Below are 21,309 nucleotides of genomic sequence, written 5' to 3'. Positions count from 1 at the left end.
GGCTACGGGCGCTCCCTAGTCCCAGGGAGCGGTTCCGAAGGCGTTCAGTGGCATTTTTAGATAGCGACGGCCGTCGCCTTCCGGCTCGGGAAGTCGGCCCCCAGCGATATTCACCTGAAGCGAGGGAAGAATGAGCTTGGGCATCGGCAGTGTCCGGTCACGCTCCGTTCGCAGCTTGACGAAGCTAGCCTCGTCCTGACCCCGAACGTGTGCGTTCTCCGCCTTCTGCTGAGCGACGGTGCTCTGCCACTCGACCTTCCGGCCACTCGGCTGGTAGTCATGCCCCGTAAAGAGTCTTGTGTCGTCGGGTAGCGAGAGAATCCGCTGTATGCTCCGCCAGAGTGCATAAGCATCCCCGCCTGGGAAATCGGCGCGCGCGCTACCACTGTCCGGCATGAACAGAGTATCGTGGATGAATGCCGCGTCTCCCATCACGAAGGTGATGGAGGTCATGGTGTGACCAGGACAGAACATCACGGAGGCGTCCATCCCCCCAATCCGGAAGCTATCCCCATCGGCGAAGAGCCGATCCCACTGCGAGCCATCCGTTCGGAAGCTGTCCGGCAGATTGTAGAGACCCTTCCAGAGCTTCTGTACCTTGACGACGTTCTCACCGGTCGCGGTGGGTGCTCCCGTGCGGTCATTGAGATAGCCGGCCGCCGAGAAGTGGTCGGCATGCGGGTGCGTGTCGAGGATCCACTCCGGCTTTAGATCGTGTTCCCCAACGAACGCCAGGATCGCGTCCGCCGAGCGCGTCGCGGTGGAGCCCGACTTCTCGTCGAAGTCGAGGACGGGATCGATGATGGCGCACGCCTTCGTACGGGGGTCCCAGACGACGTACTGCAAGCTAAACGTCCGCTTATCGAAGAAGGCCTTCACCTCCGGACGTGAACCGCCCTCGGACGCGACCGATCCGGTGGGGTTGGCCAGCACATCGCTCATGCCCGGTAGGCCTCGGCGAACCGACGCTCCTTGTGCTTCACGTCGAACTCGCTGCCGCGCAGCATCATCTTCCAATACATGAAGGGCAGGAACTTCGTCTTGAGGAGCCAAGCGCTGCGGCGCGGCTTGCGCGGATCCAGAGGAAAGGTCGGCGTGACCTTGCCGCCGTAGGTGAACTCCGCCAGCACCACCTTTCCGTAAGCAGTGGTGAGCGGGCACGAGCCGTAGCCATCGTAAGCTGCCTCGAGAGGCTTGCCATCGATGGCAGAAAGGAGATTTTTAACCACCGTCGGGGCCTGAAGACGAACAGCTGCCGCCGTCTTCGCGTTGGTGGTCCCTGCTACATCACCGAGTGAGAACACGTTATTGTACTGAGTGTGCTGCAAGGTGGCGGCGTTGACGTCGATCCATCCCGCAGCGTTCGCCAGGGGGCTACTCCGGACGAAGTCGGGCGCGACTTGCGGCGGCGTGACGTGCATCACGTCGAAGCGCTTTTCGACTTCGGACGTCTTGCCATCGCCATCCGTGACCGTGAAGTAGGCGGTGCGGCTGGCCCCGTGAACGGCCTTCAGGTTATGCTTGTAGCGTAGGTGGATTCCGTATTCGTCGACCGCTGCCTTCAGGGGCGGCACGAAGAACGGTACGCCGAACAGCACGTCGCCCGCGAGACAGAACTCGATCTCCGCCTTGCGTGAAAGGCCACGGCGCCGCCAGTGGTCGGCGGCCAGGTACATGATCTTCTGGGGGGCGCCCGCACACTTGATGGGCATGGCGGGTTGAGTGAACAGGGCTTGGCCACCCTGAAAATCCTGCAGGCACCGCCAGGTGTACTCGACTGTGTCTGCCGAGTAGTTACTGCAGACACCGTTGCTGCCCAGTGCCTCTCTCAGGCCTTGGATCTTGTCCCAGTCGAGTTTCAGACCGGGGCACACCACGAGATAGCGGTAGGCAACCCGGCGGCCGTCTTCCAGCTCCACCTGGTTTTCATCCGGAAAGAAGGCGCTGACCTTTCCTCTGATCCAGGCGACTCCCTGGGGAATCAGTGTCTCCTCGCGCCGGATCGTCTCAGCGAGGGTAAATACGCCCGCGCCCACCAGTGTCCAACCAGGCTGGTAAGAGTGAGTCTCGGATGGCTCGACCAGCGTGACGGACAAGTCCGGCCGGTGCCGACGCAGCTCGGCGGCCACCGTGATGCCGGCCGCCCCTCCTCCCACGATGAGGATGCTGGCCGTCTCCTTCGCGTCCTGCGTGGGCCGCTCGGCTCGACCCGAGCGGATCTCTTTTACAGGGAGCGTGTCCATCGCGACCTCCATGTCCCGGTCTCCAGTGGTGCCGGCTGTTCATCGATAGTTATGCATTTTCGATTTGATTTCTAGCTTAAATGACTCAATATGGAGACATCGCCGGTACAGGACCGTTAGACATGGGTGGATGATGAAGGGGGCAGCTGACGGGGAACACCTCTCGACAGATCACTTGGATCGTTCAGGAAGGGCTATGAGCGAGACAGATCAGCGACATGGCGGACCGCCACTCCTTCACGATCCGGCGCCGGAATTTCATGCCCGTACCACGATGGGCGATCGCTCTCTGAGCGACTATCGCGGGCGATGGCTGCTGCTGTTCTCGCACCCGGCAGACTTCACCCCAGTATGCACCAGCGAGTTCATCGCTTTCACGAAGGCGAGTGATCGCTTCGAGCAGCTGGGCTGCTCGCTACTAGCTCTCTCGGTAGACAGCCTCTTCTCGCACTTCGCCTGGATCCGGAGCATTCACCAGCAGTTCGGTGTCAAGGTGTCCTTCCCCATCATCGAGGATCCTTCGATGGCAGTCGCCCAAGCCTACGGGATGATCGCGCCGCATGCTCCGGACGCCTCCTTGGTTCGGGCTGCTTTCGTCATCGATCACGCAGGCATCATCCGCGCGATCAGCTGGTACCCGATGACTACCGGGCGGAACGTCGAAGAGCTTCTACGTCTCCTTGCTGCCCTGCAGACGGCCGATGCTTACCAAGTCTCTACGCCCGAAGGCTGGCGTCCGGGAGATGATGTGATCCTACCCCCGTCTCTTACCGTGGAGGCGGCATACTCTGAGCACGAGCACGGTGCCGACTGGTATTTCCGGACAGGACCGTTGCCGAAGCCGAGGGCGAAGGCACGGTGACCTTCCCTCAGATCGACATTGCCGAGGGCGTTTCCCTTCTGCGGGCACTGGCCAATCCTGCGCGGCTGAACATCGCCCTGCACGTGCTCGACAGAGAATGCTCTGTCGGTCAGATCGAGGAAGAACTCGGCCTCAAGCAGCCCAACCTATCTCAGCATCTCGCTGAGATGCGGGACGTAGGATTGCTGGTGTCCCGGCGGGAGTCGCGGATGGTCTTCTACCGGATTGCGCCAGGACGTGCAGAAGGACTGATCCAATGCCTGCGCCGGGGGCTGGCTGGCGAAGCTCCAACACCGTTGCCCACATTGCGTAGCCCTGCGCGTCGCAACGGCTCAGCCGCCACCTTCGCTGTGATCAAGAGAGCCTAACCGTGCTGTTGCAATCCATCCTCGCGGTCCTTTCCGGAGGCCTGGTCGGCTTCACGCTGGGCCTCATCGGAGGCGGTGGATCCATTCTAGCCACGCCACTGCTGCTTTACGTGGTAGGATTGCAGCCACATATCGCCATCGGCACCGGTGCCCTAGCCGTATCCGCGAACGCATTTGCGAATTTCGCGGGCCATGCCAGGGCAGGCAATGTCCGGTGGGCCGACGCGGCGATCTTCGCAGGGGTCGGCATGATTGGCGCCGCGATTGGGTCCTGGTTCGGCAAGAGTTTCGACGGCCAACGGCTGCTCTTCCTCTTCGCGATACTGATGGTCATCGTCGGCGTGTTGATGCTGCGTCGCAAGGACACGAAGCGCACGACCGCGGAACAAGAAGAGCGCCCCTCGATGGGTCGGCTTCTACTGATCGCCGGGTGTGCCCTCTGCGTCGGAACGCTGTCGGGCTTCTTCGGCATCGGCGGCGGCTTCCTGATTGTGCCAGGGCTACTGTTCTCCACTGGCATGCCGATGCTCTACGCCGTCGGTTCTTCCCTCCTCGCGGTTGGAGCTCTCGGCCTGACGACGGCAGTGAGCTACGCTTGGTCCGGCCTCGTAGATTGGATCGTCGCTCTCGAATACATCGCGGGTGGCTTGGCTGGAGGGTATGTCGGCATGCAGCTCGCCTGCCGTCTCGGCCATCGCAAGGCCGCGCTCAACCGGATCTTCGCAGGTCTGGTCTTCGTCGTCGCCTTCTACATGCTCTACCGCAATGCCGCTGCGTTCGGCTTCAGAATCTGACCTACACTTGCCCAATCCCCACCCTCCAGGACGCGATACATGCTGAGCAGGTTCCTTGCCGTCCTTGCTGTCTGCCTTGCCGTCGGTGGCACAGCTTCCGCCGAAACGCTCCGTGTCTACGGGCCAGGTGGACCTCTTCCAGCCATGCGCGAAGCCGCCGAGGTTTACGGCCGCACCCGAGGAGTGGATGTGCAGGTCACGGGCGGACCGACGGGAAGCTGGATTGATCGTGCCCGGACCGATGCTGACGTCGTGTTCAGTGGCTCCGAGACGATGATGACGGACTTCATCGTCGCTATGGGCGATCGCATCGATCCCAGCAGTGTCCGCCCGCTCTATCTCCGGCCGTCCGTCATCCTCGTGCGTCGCGGCAACCCCGAGCGGATCTCGGGCTTGCAGGACCTCATGCGGCCTGGCCACCGAGTCCTCGTGGTCAATGGGGCCGGTCAGAACGGGTTGTGGGAAGACATGGCGGGCCGTACGGGCGACATTAGGAAGGTCCGCGCACTACGTGCCAACATCGTCCGGTTCGCGGCCAACAGCGCGGAGGCCCGCCAGGCCTGGATTGACGACCCTTCCATCAACGCCTGGATCATCTGGTCGATCTGGGGGGTGGCAAACCCCTCCCTGGCTGAGATCGTGGAGGTTGAACCGGAATTCCGCATCTACCGGGATACGGGCGTCGCGATGACCCGCCAGGGGACGACGAAGCAAGCCGCAAGAGACTTCATCGATTTCCTGTCGTCGGAAGAGGGATCTGCGATATTCATCAGATGGGGCTGGTCGACAGCCACGCCCTAGCTTCCACAAGAAAACAACTCAAAAACCAGGGTTCCGGAGGAACGGAAGATGCGCACACCTTCGCTGCTGACGACGGCGTACGGCGCGATCGCCGTAAGTGGTATTGCGCTATTCCTCTCGCCGAAGCGGCCCGATCAATCCACCTCACGTCCCCAGGTGACCCGCCAGCAGACTGCAGCGACGGCCCCCTCACCGCCAACGCCCTCTGGCTCCGTCCCGGCGTCAACTGCTGCAGCGCCAGGGAGGCCAGGACAGCCAAGTGTAGCATCTGCCACGCCCACATCGGCCTGGGAGATTCCCGACCCCGATACACTGCCTGCGAATGACATCTTCGCTCGGACTGTTCGCCGCGGTCGTGACTTGATCTCCAGGACATCATCCCTGATCGGACCGGATGCCCACGATCCGGCGATGCGCTTCGCCGGGAACGGCCTCACCTGCCAGTCCTGCCACCTGCAGGCCGGAACACAACGATACGGACTGCCGCTGGCCGGAGTTTGGGGCGTTTTCCCACAGTATATCGGTCGCGAGGACGAGGTCCGCACCCTCGAGGAGCGTGTCAACGGCTGCATGGAGCGCAGCATGAACGGGCGTTCGCTGCCCGTGGATGGCGACGAGATGAAGGCTATCCTTGCCTACATCCGCTACATCAGCGGTCCCCAGCAGGTCGGCAGGTCCCTCGAAGGTCGTGGGGCCCCTCCGATCCCCCTACCCACCCGGGCGGCAGATCCGGAGCACGGCAGGCAGGTCTACGCGTCCGTTTGCTCGACCTGCCACGGAGCCGATGGGCAGGGGCAGCGGTTGGAAGCAGCCGAAGCGGTGGAGCAGGGAAAACGTTACCAATTCCCGCCGCTCTGGGGACCGGATAGCTACAACAACGGCGCTGGAATGGCACGCACCATCACCGCCGCACGCTTCGTCCACGCCAACATGCCTCTCGGCACAACCTTCGAGCAGCCGCAGATCTCAGGCGACGATGCCTACGACGTAATGGCGTTCGTAAATTCCCAACCGCGGCCGGAGCGCCGCAATCTCGATCAGGATTATCCTGATCTTTCCCGCAAGCCCGTGGACGCTGGGTATGCGCCGTTCGTCGGCCCATTCCCGCCAGACCAGCATCGCTTCGGTCCGTGGCAGCCAATCCAGGAATGGCTGCGAGCAAACGCTGAAGACGTGCGCTCTACTGGTCGGCAACACGCCCAGTGACTCAGAAACAGCGCGCAAGATCGCCTAATCTGATCCTCTGATGCAGGCTTTCGCTTAGCTGCGTATCATCAATGGTGGCCATTTCTCGCATCGCCACGATGAGTTCCAACCCGTCGTGGCGATGCTTTGCGACTAATCTGTGAGGAACGGGTTGCGCGCACGTGGGTTAGCACGGCGCGCAGGAAAAGCCGCGGCGAGATAATCCACGATCACCACCCGCATGTCGGGCTCCAGCGGGGTCATGTTCTGCTTCTCCACCATCCAGTCCATCAGCGCGTCCCAGCGCTCCCGCGACAGGCCGGAGCGGCGGATGATCGCGGTGGAGTGGCAGGCGGTGCAGCGCGCGAAGGTGTCCTCGCGCCCGTGGCCGGGCGGCAGGGCGTCCTCGGTCTCCGCCGGGGTCTGCACCGCCGCCAGCCGGGCGTTCTCCGCCGCCACCGCGGCCGCGCGCGCCTGCTCGGCCCGCTGCGTCTCCGCGTAGGCCAGGGCCATGGGGGTGGGCGGGTAGGGCGCCCGTGGCTCGTGCCGGCCCCACCAGCCGGCCTTCTGGCCGGCCAGGGTGAGCGACACCAGCACGAACAGGCCGACGATCATCCGGCTCATGGTCATAGGGGCGTTGCCTCAGCCGACGAGGATGGCGGCGCGGCCGATGGCGTTGGCGCCGTAGCCCTGCGGGTTCCAGTTGGCGGCGACGTGCGGCTGCATCCGCCCCCGGGCGTCCGTGGCGCGGTGCCACACCTCGAAGTAGCCGTCGGAGGGCAGCTCCGCCGCGCCGCTCCAGCGCTGCCAGCTGTAGCGGTTGGGCGGCGGCTGGAGGGCCACCTCCTGCCAGGTGGCGCCGAAATCGACGGAGACGTGCACCGCCCGCGCCGCCTCGTCGCCGGCCCAGGCGTGGCCGCGCAGTTCGATCCGGCGCGTGCCCGCCGGCAGGCGCGCCCCGTGGGCGAGGTTGGTCAGCACCGATCGCACCGGCATCGAGGTCATGTCGGCGAAGGTGGCGCCGTCGTTCTGCGAGCCCGGCACGATCGGCCGCACCGGCAGGCGGTAGGAGGTGCCGCCCATGCCCTGCCCGCGATGCGGCTCGGCCAGCAGCGCGATCCGCGTCAGCCACTTCTGCGACAGCGAGCCCGGCCAGCCCGGCACGATCAGCCGCAGGGGATAGCCGTGCAGCTGCGGGATGGGCTGGCCGTTCATGCGGGTGGCGAGGAGGGTGTGCTCCTCCATCGCCTTGGCCACCGGCATCCCGCGGGAGATGGCGGCGCGGTCGGTGGCGCCCGACAGGTGCGGGTCGGCGCCGAAATGGCCGGTGAAGCGGGCGGTGTCCTTCGGCCCGGCGGCGCGGATCACGTCGCGCAGCCGCACCCCGGTCCACTCGCAGTTGCTGATGGCGCCGTTGTTCCACTGATTGCCGCGGGTCTCCGGCACGAAGGCGGAGCGGCCATTGCCGCCGCACTCCATCTGCAGGCGCAGCGTCACCGCCTCGAAGCGGGATTCGAGCTCGCCGAGGCTCAGGTCGAGAGGGGTGTTGACCTCGCCGTCGAGCTTGAAGCGCCACGTTCCCGGATCGGCGGCGAAGCGCTCGGGGATGCCGCCGTTGTTGCGGACGAACATCTTGTCGGCGGGGGTCACGTCGTCGTCGAGCAGCGTCTCCGGGGTCTCGGCGACCAGGGGCCGCTCGCCGAGCAGGAGCAGCGGCGCCTTGCCGTCCATGCGCAGCACCGGCGCGTCGCCGGCCGGCTGCGCCAGGGCGGCGGGCAGCAGACCCCCCGGCATCCGGCCCGCGAAGGGCACCGCCGTCCCCAGGGCCGCACCCAGGGCGGCGAGGGAGGCGCCCTTCAGTGCCCCGCGACGTCCCCAAGTCAGGGCCTCGGCCCGCTCGGGATCGGCGGCGAAGAGTTCCGCGAGGCTGCGCTCAGTCCGCATGGTCGTTCGTCCTCCCCGGACCGCGGGAGGGCGGCCCTTTCGGAGAAGGACGGGCGAGGGGGGTGTTTTATTCCCTCCCCGCTCCGGGCACCCTGCTGGGGTGTCCGAACAGCGCGATCTGCTCGCACGCCACGGCGCGGCCCTGCACCGCTACGCCCGGGCGCTGGCGGGCGACCCCGACCTCGCCCGCGACCTGTGGCAGGAGGCCGCGGCGCGGGCGCTCGCTGCCCGCCCGCCGCGGGGGACCGAGGCGGAGGCGCGGGTGTGGCTGTTCCGCATCCTCCGCAACGCCTTCCTGGACGCCGTCCGGCACGCCCGCGTGGCGCGCGGCCACCGCGCGGCGGAGGAGGTGGTACCCGGCCGCGACCGCTCGACCGGCGAGGCCGTCCTCGCGCAGGTGGCGGTCGCCCAGGCCCTGGCCCGGCTGCCGGAGGCGCAGCGCGAGGTGGTGGCCTTGGTGGACCTCGCCGGTTTTTCCTACCTGGAGGTCGCGGCCACGCTCGGGCTGCCCAAGGGCACGGTGATGAGCCGGTTGGCCCGGGGCCGCGCCGCGATGCTGATGGATCTGAGCGAGGACAAGGTGGTGCCCCTGCGGAGGAAGCTGGCGTGAGCGGCACGGACGAGCGCCTGAACGGCCTGCTGGACGGCGAGCTTTCCCCGGCCGAGGCCTTGGACACCGCCCGCGCCCTGCGCGACGACCCGGCGTTGGCCGCCCGCTTGGCCGGGCTGGCGGAGGTGCGGGCCGCCGCTACCGCGATTGACGCCAACCTACCGGCACCTACCCTCCCGCCGGGGCTGGCACGGCGGTCCCGGCGGCGGCCGGGGATGCTGGCCGGCACGGTTGCACTCGCCCTGTCGGCCGCGGCGGCGGCCCTCGTCCTCCTGCCGGCGCGGGAGCCGCCGGCGCTCGACTCCCACCGACGCTTCCTCCTCGCCACGGCGGACGCGCCCGACGGCGCCGCCGGGATGCCCGACCTGTCCGCCGCCGGGCTGCGGCTGGCGCGGGTCGAGGCCGCCGGGCGCGGCACCTACGCCGGCTACATCGGTCCCCGCGGCTGCCGCCTCGGCCTGTGGATCGGCCCCCGCGGCGACGCGCCCTCGGCAGGGACTGCGGCAGGGGCCGCGGGCGGAGGCGAGGCGTGGCGCAGCGAAACCGTGGCACGGGCCGACGGGCAGGTGGCCTGGATCGCCGCCGCGCCGGCGATGGACGCGGGCCGCTTCGCCGCGCTGGCGGCGGCGCTGCGGGCGGGTCCGGCCGCCGACACCGCCTCGCTGGCCACCGCCGCGACGCACCCGGCCTGCCTGTCCTGACGGACCCCCGGCTCTTCGTCGGAGCCCACCGGCAACGCCTGCGGCGGGCGGGCCACCGGGCCGTGACGGCCGCGCTGCGGGTGCCCAACGCGTTTCGCTCCTGGCTGCGCGGCGGCGAGCCCGGCCTTGTTGCCCTTGCCCTGCCGGTGGGCGCGGCGAGCGGACTGCTGGCGGCGGCGATGGGCGGGGCGGCGCACGGCCTGCACGCGCTGCTGTTCGACGCCGGCGGCGGCCTCAGCGCCGCGCGCGGCCTCGATCCGCTGGGCGTGCTGCTGCTGCCGGCGCTGGGCGGCCTCGTGCTCGGCCTGCTCAACCTCGGCATCGGCCGCTGGCGGCCGCGCCCGCCGGTGGACCCGATCGAGGCCAACGCCCTGCACGGCGGCCGCATGTCGCTGCTCGACGGCGTCGTGGTGGCGGCGCAGAACATCCTATCCAACGGCTTCGGCGCCTCGGTCGGGCTGGAGGCCGGCTACACCCAGGCCGCCGGCGGCGTCGCCTCGCGCGTCGGGCGCGCGCTCGGCCTGCGCCGGGGCGACCTGCGGGTGCTGGTCGGCTGCGGCGCGGCGGGTGCCATCGCCGCCGCCTTCGACGCGCCGCTCACCGGCGCCTTCTACGCCTTCGAGCTGGTGATCGGCACCTACGCCATCGCCTCGCTCGCCCCCGTGGTCGCGGCCTCGGTGGCGGCGGTGCTGACGGCGCGGCTGCTGCACGGGGCGACGTACTCGGTTCAACCGGGCGGTATCGGCGCGCCGGATGCCTATGGCTACGCGCTGGTGGTAGTGCTGGCGCTCCTCTGTGCCGCCGCCGCCATCGCCCTGATGCGCGGCGTCGGCGCGGTAGAGGAAACGATGAAGTCCGCCATCGCAAGGTCCTGGCTACGGCCAGTGGTCGGCGGCCTTGGCGTCGGCGTACTGGCGTTGCTGTCGCCGGGCGTGCTGTCGGCTGGGCACGGCGCCCTGCATCTTGCCTTCAACACCGAGGGGCCAGTGCGGGCGGCGCTGCTGCTCTTAGTGCTCAAGGCCGCCGCTTCGGCACTGTCGCTCGGCTCGGGCTTCCGCGGCGGCTTGTTTTTCGCCTCGCTGCTGCTTGGAGCACTCCTAGGCAAAGTGTTCGCGGTACTACCGCCCCTGCTCGGCCTGGAGCAGGTGGACTCGCTGTTCCTCGCCGTGGTCGGTATGAGCGCTTTCGGCACTGCCGTGGTGGGGGCGCCGCTGGCAATGACTTTTCTCGCGCTCGAAAGCACCGGGAACCTATCCGTGGTGGGCGCGGTGTTGACCGCAGTCGCGGTGTCTGGGCTCGTGGTGCGCCGAACGTTCGGATACTCTTTCGCCACTTGGCGTTTCCACCTGCGCGGCGAAACAATCCGCTCGGCGCACGACGTCGGTTGGCTGCGCGACCTCACCGTGGGCAAGCTGATGCGCCGTGATGTCCGCACTGTCCGTACTGATCTCAAACTTTCCTCGTTTCGGCGAGAGTTCCCTCTAGGCTCGACGGAGCGCGTCGTGGCGCTCAACGACGCCGGTTGCTATGCTGGACTGTTGTCGGTACCGGAAGCGCACGCCTTCGAAACCAGTGCTGAAACCGTCGCCGGCCTGCTGCGAGAAACCGACCGATTCCTACTCCCAGCAGTTAACGCTCGCGACGCGATGGCCGCTTTCGACGCCGCCGAAGCCGAGGCGTTGGCCGTGCTGGACGGTGCTGAAAGCCGCCAGTTGCTCGGCCTGCTGACGGCGGGCCACGTACTGCGACGCTATGGTGAGGAGGTGGACAAGCGGCGGCAGGAGGAGGCTGGATTGATGTGAGGCATTCGGAAGCCAGGAACACTCCCAGAGCCAGCTGCCACGACGTGGAGCGACAGCTAGGTGGAGGTGTCCTATCGATCCTAAGTCTCGGGCCCCGGTGCGATAGACCCCTTCGTAGCGGCTGCCGCCTCAATCTCGCGACGAGATACCTCAGCGTCCACGCGCAGTCCTCGTAGGTGCAACTCGGCCGATGGCCCGCCACGGAACTCCGAGAGCACACCATCCAGGGCTTGCACCAGATGCGGCAGTTCGGATCGCACCGCCTCGGCCTGGCGTTGCAGGCGGAACTCGCGCCCGACGTCGCGCCCCCGTAGTGCATCCATCTGCACCCGTTGCTCGAAGCGGATAAAGGTGTCGATCGCCGCCTCGCGAGCCTTGCGAGCTTCTCCCAGGAGATCCACTCCCAGCGGCTTGTAGGGCTTTTGTGACAGGTCCTCACTCACCTTGCGCCACAGCTCCTGGCTGGTGATCGGTGCGGCGTCGCCCAGCGCCTTGGTGCGCTTGATAGCCTCGAAGGTGGCGGCCTCCGCAACCATGGTCCAGCTGGTGCCCCGGGCCCGGCTCTCGGCCACGTACCCCTTGAAGGCCGTCACGCCGCCCGTTCCTCTGGGCAATGCGTTGATGTGCTCCTGCGAAGTGATACCCTGGGCCGCGTCGATGGTCATGGCGTGCCCATGTCCCAGCAGCACCCGACCGGTCGGCTTGTCCCAGAGGAACCGCCACGGCACCTCCCCCACACGTCCGCGCTTGTCCCGCAACAGCAGCCCCGCCTCGGTTTGGCCGGCGACGGTCACCACATCGCCGTTGCTGCCTAAGTTGGCGCTCTTGCCGTCGATCGTGCCCATGGTTCGCCGGAACAGGCGCACCCTGTCCCCGGTTGCCAAGGGCAGGTCGTAGGTCTGCCCGCGCCGGTCGACGGCCGGAAGGACCTGCTCGTCCGTCCCGATCTCACCCCGCGCCTTCATCCGCGCCCGGATGGCTCGGCTGATGTCGGCCACGTCCTCGTTGGTCGGGGCCGAGATGGTGATGCCCAGCTTCGAGCCGCCAGCGGTCAGCGCGTCGCGGCGCGTCATGTAGAAGTCGGCGATCTGGTCCACGACCTGATCCTGGTCACCGCCCAACAGGCGGGCCGAGCTATCGCCTCGCTCGCGCTTCAAGGCCAGGGCTTCCTCGGCCTTTCCCTCGCGGAAGAGGCTAGCGATGCGACGGTCCTCTGCACTGGTCTGACGCACCGTGCTCAGCAGCTCGGTCTGCTCGGACGCCGGCAGGGCCCGGCGCATTAGCTCCACGGCGTCGCCGGCTTCTACCGACTGTGCCTGCTCCCGGTCACCCAGGACCTTGATGGTCATGCCGGTGCGGGCTTGCACTTCCAGTAGGGTCAGCACGGCCCGGGGCGCGACCTGGCTAATCTCGTCCACTACCAGCACCGTGTTGCGGGTGGGCACGAACTCGCCCGAGGCGATGGATGTCAGCAGGGGCGACATCGCCACGGTGCGGCGGATGCCGGCGTCCTTCAGGGCTTCCGCTTGCCGCCAGGCAGTGGCCGCGCCGATCACCTCCCGGCCGCCCGCCTCGATGCGGGTGTCGGCGTGCCATGCGGCCACCAATGGCTGCAGCAGGGTGGTCTTTCCCGAGCCCGCAACGCCGGTGAGCATGGACAGGGCGCCCCCCTGCCCCAGGGCGTAGATCGCGGCGCGCTGCGCGGCGCCGTGCTCAGGGTCACGGTCGAAGTCCAGTCCGGAAGTCCGGATTGCGGCGGTGATGGCTGCGGCAGACAGGGCGCTCGAGCGGTCCCGGGCAGCGCGGTGGGCCTCGGTCTGCAGGGTGTCCTCGATGCGAAGCTGGGCCGAGTTGGTCACCCGCACCTTGTCACCGGACAGTCCGGCGACCAGAGCGACGTATTCGCCCCGGAGCTGGATACCCCGCTTCTCTATCAGCCCCACCACAGTGTCGATGTCGTCGGGGCCGCCGGAGATGCCGGTGCCGATGAGGCCGCGAGCGGCATAGAGGCGCAGCTTGTCATGGTCGATGACCGCGGCTGTGTGGAACTCAGTGGCCAGGTGCTTGGCGGCGAAGGCGTAGGCGCGGTCGAAACGCTCGGCATCGGTTAGTGGAGGATGTTCCACCCCCTCCATGACGGTGGTGTGCTTCCAACCGATCTCTTCGGCCTGGGCCTTCCAGACCTCCTGATCGGTGGCCTTGCCGGTTTTCGCCAGCCGGGCCGCTAGGCCGGTGACACTGAGGATCTTGAACTTACCCTCGGCCGACATGGCATCCCAATCCAGCCCTTGGCTCTCGGCGTAGGCTCTGGCCGAGCGCTCGACCTGCCGCCGCCCTTTGGAGAACGTATCGGAAGCGTCTTGAGGAATGGCGTCGAGGACCACCGCCTGCTGCTGGCTGTCATAGGAGGTCCTGGCGCCGAGATCGCGCAGGTACTCGGCCAGCCGGGCCTGAAAGTAGGCGCCGAACTCGTGGACACGGGAGTGCAGGCGCTGGGTATCGAGCGAGCCGACCCGGCCGTCTTCGGTGACCACGGCATTGAAGAGGGCATTGTGGATGTGCGCGTGGGGGTCGCCGGCCACCGGGACCTCCGCCAGATAGGTGGCACCCTGGATGCCATCGCGGACGGTCACGGTGGGGCGGGCGGTGTGGTGGCGAAAGCTGACCCAGCCCACGGCGCCGGGGTCCGCCCCCTCCTCGCCGCCGGCTCCCTTGCGGGCCCAGCCGAGCTCGCGGGCGACGTAGCGCATGGTAGCATCGTTGGCGCGGTCGATGGCGTGCCAGATGGCGGCGCCCTCGGCCGGTGATGCAGCGAACTCGGCGGCCAACGTGACCGACTTATGGGGGGCGAGGGTCAGATCGTAGGCACTGTTGGTCCGCTCGTGCTTGGACCAGGCCTCGCCGTTGTCGGCCCGCTTCGCCTCGAACAGGCGATCGAGGGCTTCGTCCTTGGGCATCCGGGCGGTGTCGATGCCGAGGGTCGCAGCGATTGAGGCCGGCATGTCAGGACGCCAGACCGCCCGACCGTCGCGGCCGGTGTAGTAGGCCGTGAGCCGCCCACCCGGGTCGAGGGGCCGACCAGAGGTAATGGCTGGATCGTGCTGCGTCTCCGGGGTGCCCTCGGTGAAGTAGGCCCGGAGGAGCTTGCCGGCACTGGCCGCGGCCAGCTTGCGGAATGTCATCACGCGTGGAGGTCCTTGTCCCGCTGGGCGCGGAGCACGGCGCGGGCGACCACGGGCGGCAGGTCGGTGCCGAGGGCGAGGGTACGGCCATCCACGCGGGTCAGGACCATGCCCTGCTCCCGAAGCAGAGTGATGATGGCCAGAAGCATCTCGTCCAGCGTCGGCCCCTCCTTCTCGGGTGGGGTGACGGCCTTGGTGAGGGCGGTCAGCTGCTCGCCGATCACCCGCAGCATGGCGGAGTGAGAGAGAAGAATCTCGCGGATCGACGGATCGTCGCTCTCCATTCGCGCCGAATGGGGGTGAGTTAAGCCGTCCATAGGGTGACCTCCGGGTTGTGGAGAGACCCTCTCACCGGGCGGCGCGAACGGAGAGCGAGAGATGCAGGAAAGACAGCCGGGCCGCAGGCCCATGCACCATCGGTGCAATGGTGTATGGACCCTACCCTTCGACGTCCCAGCAACGTCCCGGACGCGGCCCGTCAGGGTCCCGCCCGCGTCCCGCCGACGTCCCGTCAGGGTCCCGGCAGGATCCCGCTCGCGTCCCGTCAGGGGCCCGGGCGGGGCCCGCTCCGGTCCCACTGGGGGCCCACTCCCGTCTCCCTCAACCCGTTCCCGCACGGCAGGCGCTGCCTTTAGGGTGACGGTAAGGCCATGAAGGGAGGCGCTATCGAACGCCTCCAGAGAAGGGCTAGCAGTACCGGGCCAGTCGGCTCGTCAGCGATCTACCATTATCTGAAGAAGCACCACTCCAGGCTCCTCCCCCTCGTCGAGAAGCGGCAGTGCTCCTGGACACAGATCGCTGCCGAGATAGCGGTGGACGGACTACGTGGCGCAACGGGCAGTGCCCCAGAGCGCAGTGCGGTCCGCAAAGTCTGGGTCCGTGTGTGCCGTGACCTCGCCAATGCTGGGGACCAAGCCTCTACGGCAAGCACAGCCCGGAAGCCGAACCGATCCCCACGGAGTGGAACAATCGACGCTATCCGGGCGTCGGCAGGTCTGCCGGAAGCAGCTGCGAAAACGCCGTCCCCGTTCGCGCCGAACCCGGCGACACCTTCGGTCCCAGATAAGCGGCCGATGACCCCCCAAGAGGTGAGGGACAACTTCCGCCGAGGACTGGAAAACCGAAGCAGGCCTATCCGGCCGAGGAGCACACCTTGAACAAGGCAGCCAATCCGAAGAAGGAAAGCACGGAAGCTCTGGCCACGACAGTGCCAGCTGCTGTGAGCCCGGTGCAATCGCTAGTGGTCCGTCAAGGCCGGGGCCGGCTTGGAGGGTCGACGTTGCTCGAATACCTCGTCCTTCGGGCACGTCGGGCGGGTCACTCGGTTATCGTGGGCGACGGCGACGTCGATCATGCCTCCCTGTCCCAGGTCTTCCCGCCCAGGACCGGGGAGGGCGCCGTCCCACCCGTGAGCGCCCAGCCTGCGGACCTGAAGCAGTGGGTGACCGACCTGATCGGTCGCGCGGTGGACGAGCAGGCTTCGCTGGTACTCGACCTCGGTGGCGGGGAGGCAATCCTCCGGGACTACAATGAGGACACGTCGCTCGTGGACTTCTGCGACGAAGTCGGGATGGAATCTGTCGGCCTCTTCATGTGCGGTGCAGACCCAGCTGACTTCGACCACGTCGTGGGCATTTGGGACAGCGGCCACTTCCGCCCACGCCAGTCCATCCTGGTGTTCAACGAGTTCCTGGCCCCTCCGGGTCGCTCGGCGCTCGGCGCATTCGACTTCGTCACGAAGAGACCGGAGTTCGAGCGTCTGACGGATGAGGGGATGAACTGCCTTACAATTCCGCGGCTGGTGCCGATGCCGGCGATGCGGAATGCCGGCCTCTCATTCTACGATGCACTTGAGGGGAAGCCGGGGCGGGGTGGGAAGCCGCTTGGGCCCATGGAGCGGCACCAGCTCCGGAAGTGGGTTGAGCGGCTGGAAGACGGGCTGAGCGGCATGCAGGCGGAAAGGTGGCTGCCGTGAATGCCATGACGCCGATCTCCGCCGACCCAGCGGAGATCAACAACGCCCTCCGGCTGGCGCTCGACGACATGGAGGCAACGGCCTGGGATGCCGGAGTAAGCCCAGTGGAGCCACTCGGCGTCCTTTATCGGGCCCAGCGGGCCGTCCTGACGGCGTTTGCCAAGCTGGCGACAGACCAGCAGCAAGCCGTCGAGACCATGATCCAGGACACGCGGGCCGTGATGGACGCGGAGGTGGAGCGTCTCCACCGTGCCAATACGCTGGCCGATGCCACGATCCAGCAACTCAAGGCGGCCGGGACTGCGAATGAAGCGGACGCTGAGAAGGTGCTGGCCAAGGTGGTGGAGTTCATCGCGCCCGAGGTCGCGGCGGTCCTCCGCGATACGGTAGTGGTGAGGGAGCACGTCCACAATAAGCGGGCGCTCCGTCAGCACTACCTGAAGGGGGCAGGTCTAGTCCTTGCGTTCCTCACGGTGGGCTACGCTGCCCATGCCTGGCAGACCTGGGGCGCAACCGCTGCGGTGCAGAGCTGCCGGGAGAACGTGGTGTGGGACGCGACAGGCAGAGGCTACTGCCCGGTGGATCGCATCTTCGCCGGTCTGAGCCAACCGCAGCAGGGCTTGGTGTCATCTCAGGGCCGAGCCCCGGCGGCTCCGCAGCAAACTCGCTGAGGCACGGAGCCGGGCCTGACAAGGTCCGGCTCCGTTCGCGTCGATGGCTGAGAGAGTGGCGGAAGTCGCGAAGGAGGCGATCGCAATGGCGAAGAGCAAAAACAATAGAAGGCAGCGGATTTCCCCAGGTTGGGGAATGGCTCTGGCGATGGGGACGTTGCCATCCCTGGCGCTGGCGCAAGCGGGCCCGGTCACGATGAACGGGGTGCCGGAGCAGGTGATTCCGAGGGTGTTCGATGTCGGGCTGGGGTCGTTCACCATAGTGCCCGGCACTGGCGTCCCTAGCACGCCGACGGGGGGTGGTAGTGGCGGTGCTGGCGAGACAGGGGGGGCGACAGAAGCTGGGGCGAGCGTGGCACTCGACACCATGACGTCTCGCAGCTGGGGCGCGGCGGCGAGCGAAGGCGCCACGGCAGTCGGCGTTAATCCGTCTGCCGTGGCGGCGACCTGCATGGTGGAGAGTGGATGCCAGAATGTTGCCGCTCGATCTGGAAGTCAGATTCGAGGGGCATTTCAAATGCTGGATAGCACCTTCGAGAATGGGCTGACGCAGGCAGTCCGCTACAATCCGAATCTAGCGGGCACGGTCCAGCGAGGGGTCGACGGGTCGATGGACCCTGGCAACCAAGCCATCTCAGCAGCAGCCACCCTGCGCAGCGAGGCTGCCAAGCTGCAGGCTGCAGGCATCAGCAATCCCACGGTCCTAGACGTCCGTGGCGGCTACAACTTCGGGGGCCTCTACACGGTTCCCCTCGCGCAGGCAGGGGATAGCCAGTTGATGTCGGAAGTCCTGAGCCGGTACACGCCGGCACAGCTTCAAGGGAATGGCATCGGCCAATCGACGACGGTTGGCCAATGGCGCGCAAGTGTTGCGGCTAAAATGGGCGATGCAGCCTACCAGCCCGTGCTTACAGGTATCTGAAAGGAACGACGACGTGAGAACCACGATTGGCGCGCTGGCTGGAACCTTTTTTGCAACGCTCAGCGTAATGGCGGTCGCACAACAACCTCGCCAGCCGCTGACAGTGACGGGGCATCTTCAGGGCTATTCCTGCATGATGCTGAACCTGACGAATGAACAGCTGGCCGACTGGGAGAACGCACCCGCAGTGCTCGCCGAGCCTTCGCCAAACGCAGCCAAGCTCGGCGTCGCAACTGCCAACGTCATCGTCGCGGAACCGAGACGCGAGGTGAACGGCTACCTGCAGATGATGCACATGGACGGCCGGCCCGGTTGGATTGCCGCCAACAAGGTTGTTCCCTGGCGCAACGTTAGCAATCCACAGACCCGCTGCCTTCCGGCGATGATGTCGAACAACCGACCGGGCTTCGACTACATCAGACCTCGTGGCTGACGCCAAAGAAGGTTGACGCAAGGAAGGGGGTCGCAGCGTCGATGCGGCCCCCTTCACGTCCCACTCGGTTCTCTGGTTCACTATGACACCGCGTTCCACGGCACATCTCTGCTACGTGGCGTAGGAGATCTGAGATGTTCGCGAAGCTCGTCAGCAAAGCCCCTCCTGGATCGGTCTGGTTCGCGGCCGGAGCCGTTTTTTGCGTCCTCGGTGCCCTGCTGGCCTCCGGTCCGCAGGCCCGTGAGGTGGCTCAGATGGGCTGGTATGGAGCAATCGGCTTTGTGGTGCTGATCCTGGCGTTCAGCGACCGGAATCATCCCGACCGGGACTGACGGCACGCGGCCCCGGGTGGGCCGCGACGAAAGCCGCAAGCATGGCGAGCCATGCGGCCACGTCGGGGTCGATGGGGCTGCGGCCGTTGATCCAGCGGCGGATGGTGGTCTGGTGGCGGCCTGTGCGCCGGGCCAGCTCCCGCTCGGTCCAGCCGAGGGTGATGAGCCAGGCCAAGAGCCGGCTGCCCGAGACGGGCGAGTGAGGAAGCGAGGAGGTGTGTTCGCTTTGAACACACCGGCTGACTTCCGCGACGATGAACCGAGAATCTGACAGGGCATCGGGCATCTGTGAAGGGTGCTCCGCGTCGGCGCGAACGGGATGCGCTTCGATCGAGGGGGTCCGCCGGTGGTCGCCATGCGCCCTGGCGGGGCCGGGTTGCGCCGGGGGCGGCGTCGCGAAGCGGCGTTGCGCCCGGGGCGGCCCTGCCCTGCCTGAGGGGGCATGGCCCGCGCGCCAGTGCAATCAGTGCGTCACCGTGGCCCCGGAGGGGCCGCCGCTAAAAAGCCCCGGCGCGAAGCGCCGTCCGCATATTCCGCGGCCGGGCGCTGAGCGGACCTGTTGGGGAGCAGATGAAGTGCGGGGGGTCCAGGGGGGCAGAGCCCGGAGGGCGGCGCCCCCCTGGCCGGCGGTGGCAGAAAGGGCGGGGACCGAAGCCCCCGCCCGGTGTGGCTACTTGTTGAAGGCGTCCATTTCCTCGGCGGCGGCGCGGCGGGAAACGGTGCGGGTGTTGTCGGGGCGGCGGGTGTCGTAGGGCTTCCACGTCTCGCCCGTGAGGTGCTCGTAGGCGTCAAGCGCACCCTCGGCAGCGGCCAGGAGGGTTGCGGCCTGGATGCCCATTTCCCCGGCGAACTGACGGGCGCGGGTGGCGCGGCTGTCGAAACCGGAAACCCCCTCGCGGTCCTCGTCGCGGTCCTCGTTGGCGATCTTGGCGGTGAGGTCACGGGCCTGCGTCACCTTGTCGCTGTAGAACTTCCCGGCCCCGTAGGCGGAGCCGACAAAGGCGCCCACGATCCGCTGAAGGTGCATCGCCAGGGCGCGCTCGTTGAGGGTGTCGGTGAGGGCGGCGGCACCTTCGCGGATGCTCTGGTCGGTGGTGGTGCGGACGTGGAGCATGTCCACGCTCTCAAGGGCGAAGGTGCGGGCCAGGTTGTTGGCAAGGCCCTGGTGGGGGCAGAGGGCCACGGCGTCGGCCATGGTGATGGGGCCGCGCTGCTCGGGGGCCGGGCGCTTGGCGGGCTGCTGGGCGGGCTGCTGGGCGGGCGCGGAGGCCGGGGCGGCGGGCTTCGCCTTGCCCTTGCCGGGCTTGCGGGGGGCAGCCGCCTTGATGGCCTGACTCATGGTGGTGTCGGTGGCGCCCTTGTCGGAAGCGGCGGCGGCGGCGATGTTCTGGATAGCCTGGGACATGATCGGATTTCCTGTCTCTGGTGAGGCCGGGGGGAAGGGCTCCACCCCTTCCTTCCGGCCGTTCCCTCTCTCGGGAACAAGAGAACCTTATAAGTATTCGTGCGCGGTGTCTATATTATTCTTTGCCGCCCATACTGCCCGCCCCAAATACTATGACAATAATCAGACTTTCCTGAGCGCCCAGAGTGCAGAGGGCGGAGCCCTTTGCCCACCGGAGGTCCACGCGTCCGACGCCCCCCCTTCAGGGGGGTTGAGGTCGCGTGAACCCCGTAGCGTAGGCGCGCCATCTGGTTTGTGTGGATCGGCCTTTCCCTCGCGCAGCTCTCAGGTAGTAGGAGCGGGTTCCGTCTTGGTGCGCGGGCGTGGGTGGCTGCCCCGCGACGATGGCGTGGCGGGTGCGAGGCGCTGAGTTCTCCATAAGTATTCGTTCTTTCGAATACTTACGCTCCCCCATTTATGCCAAGCGATGTCTCGCCATGCCAGCGGCGCGGGGTAGCCACCCTAAGCCGGCGTGCCTGGGCGGGGCCCGGTCCTACTACCGCCCGGAGAGATGGGCGAGGGAAAGGCTGATCCACACACGGCACGCCGGAGCGGGCCACCCGCGCTGCCCCTGGCTGCATCCGGCACCCAGCCCCTTGCCGGCGCCATCACCCTTGGACCTTGGGCACGGCGATTGCCATCCAGACCGCGCGAGGGATCGTTACCCGAAGGGACGAGACCCCTCTTGGGGGCTCGGGGAGGCCGCGCAGGCGGCCGAGTAGAGCCCGGTCCCCGCAGGGGACGCGCCAGCCCTGAGCCCTGGCCCCCGGTTCAACCGCAGCGAAGATCAGGAGAGACGCCCGATCCGCTCGCCAAGCGCCTTGTGCTTCCCGCAGTACCAGATGCCGGGGATGCCCTTGATGGAATCACAGTTGAAGCCGAACGAACCCCAACGACCACACTCAGGGCAGTAGTGTTCGAACGGCTGGCCCGGTTCGTTTCTGATGACACCCTTGCGGCGCTCGTCCGGCTGATCGGCCGGTGTGTCGGTCAGCGGTCGGTACGGGATAGGTCGATCTTCGTTCACGGCAGCGATCTCC

General features: G+C 67.2%; 22 protein-coding genes. 13 read left to right on the top strand and 9 right to left on the bottom strand.

Annotated features, from left to right (window positions below; all coding sequences use genetic code 11):
• Positions 1-15: 15 nt before the first annotated feature.
• Positions 16-942: an MBL fold metallo-hydrolase gene (locus D9599_RS15785; protein ID WP_198382232.1), complete on the bottom strand. Its 927-nt coding sequence runs from the start codon at positions 940-942 to the stop codon at positions 16-18.
• Positions 939-2,255 carry an FAD/NAD(P)-binding oxidoreductase gene (locus tag D9599_RS15780; protein ID WP_232480554.1) on the bottom strand — a complete coding sequence of 439 codons (1,317 nt, stop codon included), beginning with the start codon at positions 2,253-2,255 and terminating at the stop codon, positions 939-941. The genes D9599_RS15785 and D9599_RS15780 overlap by 4 nt, the downstream gene beginning before the upstream one ends.
• Positions 2,256-2,439: 184 nt before the next feature.
• Here D9599_RS15780 and D9599_RS15775 point away from each other — a divergent pair, with 184 nt between their 5' ends.
• The 5 genes from D9599_RS15775 (at position 2,440) to D9599_RS15755 (ending at position 6,274) form a co-directional block, all read left to right on the top strand.
• The gene (locus D9599_RS15775) at positions 2,440-3,105 is read left to right on the top strand and encodes a peroxiredoxin (protein WP_198382231.1); all 666 of its coding nucleotides are present in this window, start codon (positions 2,440-2,442) and stop codon (positions 3,103-3,105) included.
• Positions 3,102-3,473, top strand: coding sequence for a helix-turn-helix transcriptional regulator (locus D9599_RS15770; protein ID WP_198382230.1), 372 nt, complete (start codon positions 3,102-3,104; stop codon positions 3,471-3,473). Before D9599_RS15775 ends, D9599_RS15770 begins: the two co-directional genes overlap by 4 nt.
• An 8-nt stretch (positions 3,474-3,481) precedes the next feature.
• On the top strand, positions 3,482-4,267 hold the full coding sequence (locus D9599_RS15765) for a sulfite exporter TauE/SafE family protein (protein ID WP_375373054.1): 786 nt from the start codon (positions 3,482-3,484) through the stop codon (positions 4,265-4,267).
• A 39-nt stretch (positions 4,268-4,306) separates the two neighbouring features.
• On the top strand, positions 4,307-5,068 hold the full coding sequence (locus D9599_RS15760; protein ID WP_198382229.1) for a substrate-binding domain-containing protein: 762 nt from the start codon (positions 4,307-4,309) through the stop codon (positions 5,066-5,068).
• Positions 5,069-5,479: 411 nt separating this feature from the next.
• Positions 5,480-6,274 carry a c-type cytochrome gene (locus D9599_RS15755; RefSeq protein ID WP_198382228.1) on the top strand — a complete coding sequence of 265 codons (795 nt, stop codon included), beginning with the start codon at positions 5,480-5,482 and terminating at the stop codon, positions 6,272-6,274.
• A gap of 132 nt (positions 6,275-6,406) precedes the next feature.
• On the opposite strand, the gene D9599_RS15750 is transcribed toward D9599_RS15755, so the two are convergent.
• A complete protein-coding gene (locus D9599_RS15750) occupies positions 6,407-6,883 on the bottom strand; it encodes a hypothetical protein (RefSeq protein ID WP_198382227.1) in 477 nt (158 codons plus the stop codon).
• Positions 6,884-6,895: 12 nt separating this feature from the next.
• A complete protein-coding gene (locus D9599_RS15745; protein ID WP_198382226.1) occupies positions 6,896-8,197 on the bottom strand; it encodes a sulfite oxidase in 1,302 nt (433 codons plus the stop codon).
• A 100-nt stretch (positions 8,198-8,297) separates the two neighbouring features.
• Here D9599_RS15745 and D9599_RS15740 point away from each other — a divergent pair, with 100 nt between their 5' ends.
• The 3 genes from D9599_RS15740 to D9599_RS15730 all read left to right on the top strand — a co-directional run bounded on the left by D9599_RS15740 (position 8,298) and on the right by D9599_RS15730 (position 11,310).
• Entirely contained in the window at positions 8,298-8,807 is a 510-nt protein-coding gene (locus D9599_RS15740; RefSeq protein ID WP_309228640.1) for an RNA polymerase sigma factor, read from the top strand.
• Positions 8,804-9,508: a hypothetical protein gene (locus D9599_RS15735; RefSeq protein WP_198382224.1), complete on the top strand. Its 705-nt coding sequence runs from the start codon at positions 8,804-8,806 to the stop codon at positions 9,506-9,508. Before D9599_RS15740 ends, D9599_RS15735 begins: the two co-directional genes overlap by 4 nt.
• 62 nt (positions 9,509-9,570) lie before the next feature.
• Positions 9,571-11,310 (top strand): chloride channel protein, encoded by a 1,740-nt coding sequence (locus D9599_RS15730; protein WP_309228639.1) that lies wholly within the window; start codon positions 9,571-9,573, stop codon positions 11,308-11,310.
• An 80-nt stretch (positions 11,311-11,390) separates the two neighbouring features.
• Here D9599_RS15730 and mobF read toward each other — a convergent pair whose 3' ends face one another.
• Positions 11,391-14,492 carry a MobF family relaxase gene (gene mobF, locus D9599_RS15725; RefSeq protein ID WP_232480552.1) on the bottom strand — a complete coding sequence of 1,034 codons (3,102 nt, stop codon included), beginning with the start codon at positions 14,490-14,492 and terminating at the stop codon, positions 11,391-11,393.
• The gene (locus D9599_RS15720) at positions 14,492-14,809 is read right to left on the bottom strand and encodes a hypothetical protein (RefSeq protein ID WP_198382222.1); all 318 of its coding nucleotides are present in this window, start codon (positions 14,807-14,809) and stop codon (positions 14,492-14,494) included. The genes mobF and D9599_RS15720 overlap by 1 nt, the downstream gene beginning before the upstream one ends.
• 836 nt (positions 14,810-15,645) lie before the next feature.
• Between D9599_RS15720 and D9599_RS15715 the strand changes: the two genes are divergently transcribed.
• The 5 genes from D9599_RS15715 to D9599_RS15695 all read left to right on the top strand — a co-directional run bounded on the left by D9599_RS15715 (position 15,646) and on the right by D9599_RS15695 (position 18,825).
• The gene (locus D9599_RS15715) at positions 15,646-16,467 is read left to right on the top strand and encodes a hypothetical protein (RefSeq protein WP_232480551.1); all 822 of its coding nucleotides are present in this window, start codon (positions 15,646-15,648) and stop codon (positions 16,465-16,467) included.
• Positions 16,464-17,138: a hypothetical protein gene (locus tag D9599_RS15710; RefSeq protein WP_198382220.1), complete on the top strand. Its 675-nt coding sequence runs from the start codon at positions 16,464-16,466 to the stop codon at positions 17,136-17,138. The genes D9599_RS15715 and D9599_RS15710 overlap by 4 nt, the downstream gene beginning before the upstream one ends.
• A 517-nt stretch (positions 17,139-17,655) precedes the next feature.
• Entirely contained in the window at positions 17,656-18,060 is a 405-nt protein-coding gene (locus tag D9599_RS15705; RefSeq protein ID WP_198382219.1) for a hypothetical protein, read from the top strand.
• Positions 18,061-18,073: 13 nt separating this feature from the next.
• Positions 18,074-18,493 (top strand): hypothetical protein, encoded by a 420-nt coding sequence (locus D9599_RS15700; RefSeq protein WP_198382218.1) that lies wholly within the window; start codon positions 18,074-18,076, stop codon positions 18,491-18,493.
• Positions 18,494-18,627: 134 nt separating this feature from the next.
• Positions 18,628-18,825, top strand: coding sequence for a hypothetical protein (locus D9599_RS15695; protein WP_198382217.1), 198 nt, complete (start codon positions 18,628-18,630; stop codon positions 18,823-18,825).
• Here D9599_RS15695 and D9599_RS15690 read toward each other — a convergent pair.
• From D9599_RS15690 to D9599_RS15680, 3 genes are all read right to left on the bottom strand, one after another.
• A complete protein-coding gene (locus D9599_RS15690; protein WP_232480550.1) occupies positions 18,794-19,000 on the bottom strand; it encodes a helix-turn-helix transcriptional regulator in 207 nt (68 codons plus the stop codon). The genes D9599_RS15695 and D9599_RS15690 overlap by 32 nt on opposite strands.
• Before the next feature lie 495 nt (positions 19,001-19,495).
• Positions 19,496-20,230, bottom strand: coding sequence for a hypothetical protein (locus D9599_RS15685; RefSeq protein ID WP_198382216.1), 735 nt, complete (start codon positions 20,228-20,230; stop codon positions 19,496-19,498).
• An 826-nt stretch (positions 20,231-21,056) separates the two neighbouring features.
• Positions 21,057-21,296: a hypothetical protein gene (locus tag D9599_RS15680; protein ID WP_198382215.1), complete on the bottom strand. Its 240-nt coding sequence runs from the start codon at positions 21,294-21,296 to the stop codon at positions 21,057-21,059.
• Between the last annotated feature and the right edge of the window lie 13 nt (positions 21,297-21,309).

It is taken from the genome of Roseomonas sp. KE2513 (genome assembly GCF_016107305.1).
Classification (GTDB): Bacteria; Pseudomonadota; Alphaproteobacteria; order Acetobacterales; family Acetobacteraceae; genus Roseomonas.
This window is presented reverse-complemented; position numbering and strand designations above follow the sequence as displayed.

Bases quoted from the DNA above. Each gene is read 5' to 3' on its own strand.
- D9599_RS15785 (WP_198382232.1), bottom strand. From the start codon at position 942: ATGAGCGATGTGCTGGCCAACCCCACCGGATCGGTCGCGTCCGAGGGC.
- D9599_RS15750 (WP_198382227.1), bottom strand. From the start codon at position 6,883: ATGACCATGAGCCGGATGATCGTCGGCCTGTTCGTGCTGGTGTCGCTC.
- D9599_RS15780 (WP_232480554.1), bottom strand. From the start codon at position 2,255: ATGGAGGTCGCGATGGACACGCTCCCTGTAAAAGAGATCCGCTCGGGT.
- D9599_RS15760 (WP_198382229.1), top strand. From the start codon at position 4,307: ATGCTGAGCAGGTTCCTTGCCGTCCTTGCTGTCTGCCTTGCCGTCGGT.
- mobF (WP_232480552.1), bottom strand. From the start codon at position 14,492: ATGACATTCCGCAAGCTGGCCGCGGCCAGTGCCGGCAAGCTCCTCCGG.
- D9599_RS15685 (WP_198382216.1), bottom strand. From the start codon at position 20,230: ATGTCCCAGGCTATCCAGAACATCGCCGCCGCCGCCGCTTCCGACAAG.
- D9599_RS15705 (WP_198382219.1), top strand. From the start codon at position 17,656: ATGCTGGATAGCACCTTCGAGAATGGGCTGACGCAGGCAGTCCGCTAC.
- D9599_RS15755 (WP_198382228.1), top strand. From the start codon at position 5,480: ATGCGCTTCGCCGGGAACGGCCTCACCTGCCAGTCCTGCCACCTGCAG.
- D9599_RS15775 (WP_198382231.1), top strand. From the start codon at position 2,440: ATGAGCGAGACAGATCAGCGACATGGCGGACCGCCACTCCTTCACGAT.
- D9599_RS15745 (WP_198382226.1), bottom strand. From the start codon at position 8,197: ATGCGGACTGAGCGCAGCCTCGCGGAACTCTTCGCCGCCGATCCCGAG.
- D9599_RS15695 (WP_198382217.1), top strand. From the start codon at position 18,628: ATGTTCGCGAAGCTCGTCAGCAAAGCCCCTCCTGGATCGGTCTGGTTC.
- D9599_RS15720 (WP_198382222.1), bottom strand. From the start codon at position 14,809: ATGGACGGCTTAACTCACCCCCATTCGGCGCGAATGGAGAGCGACGAT.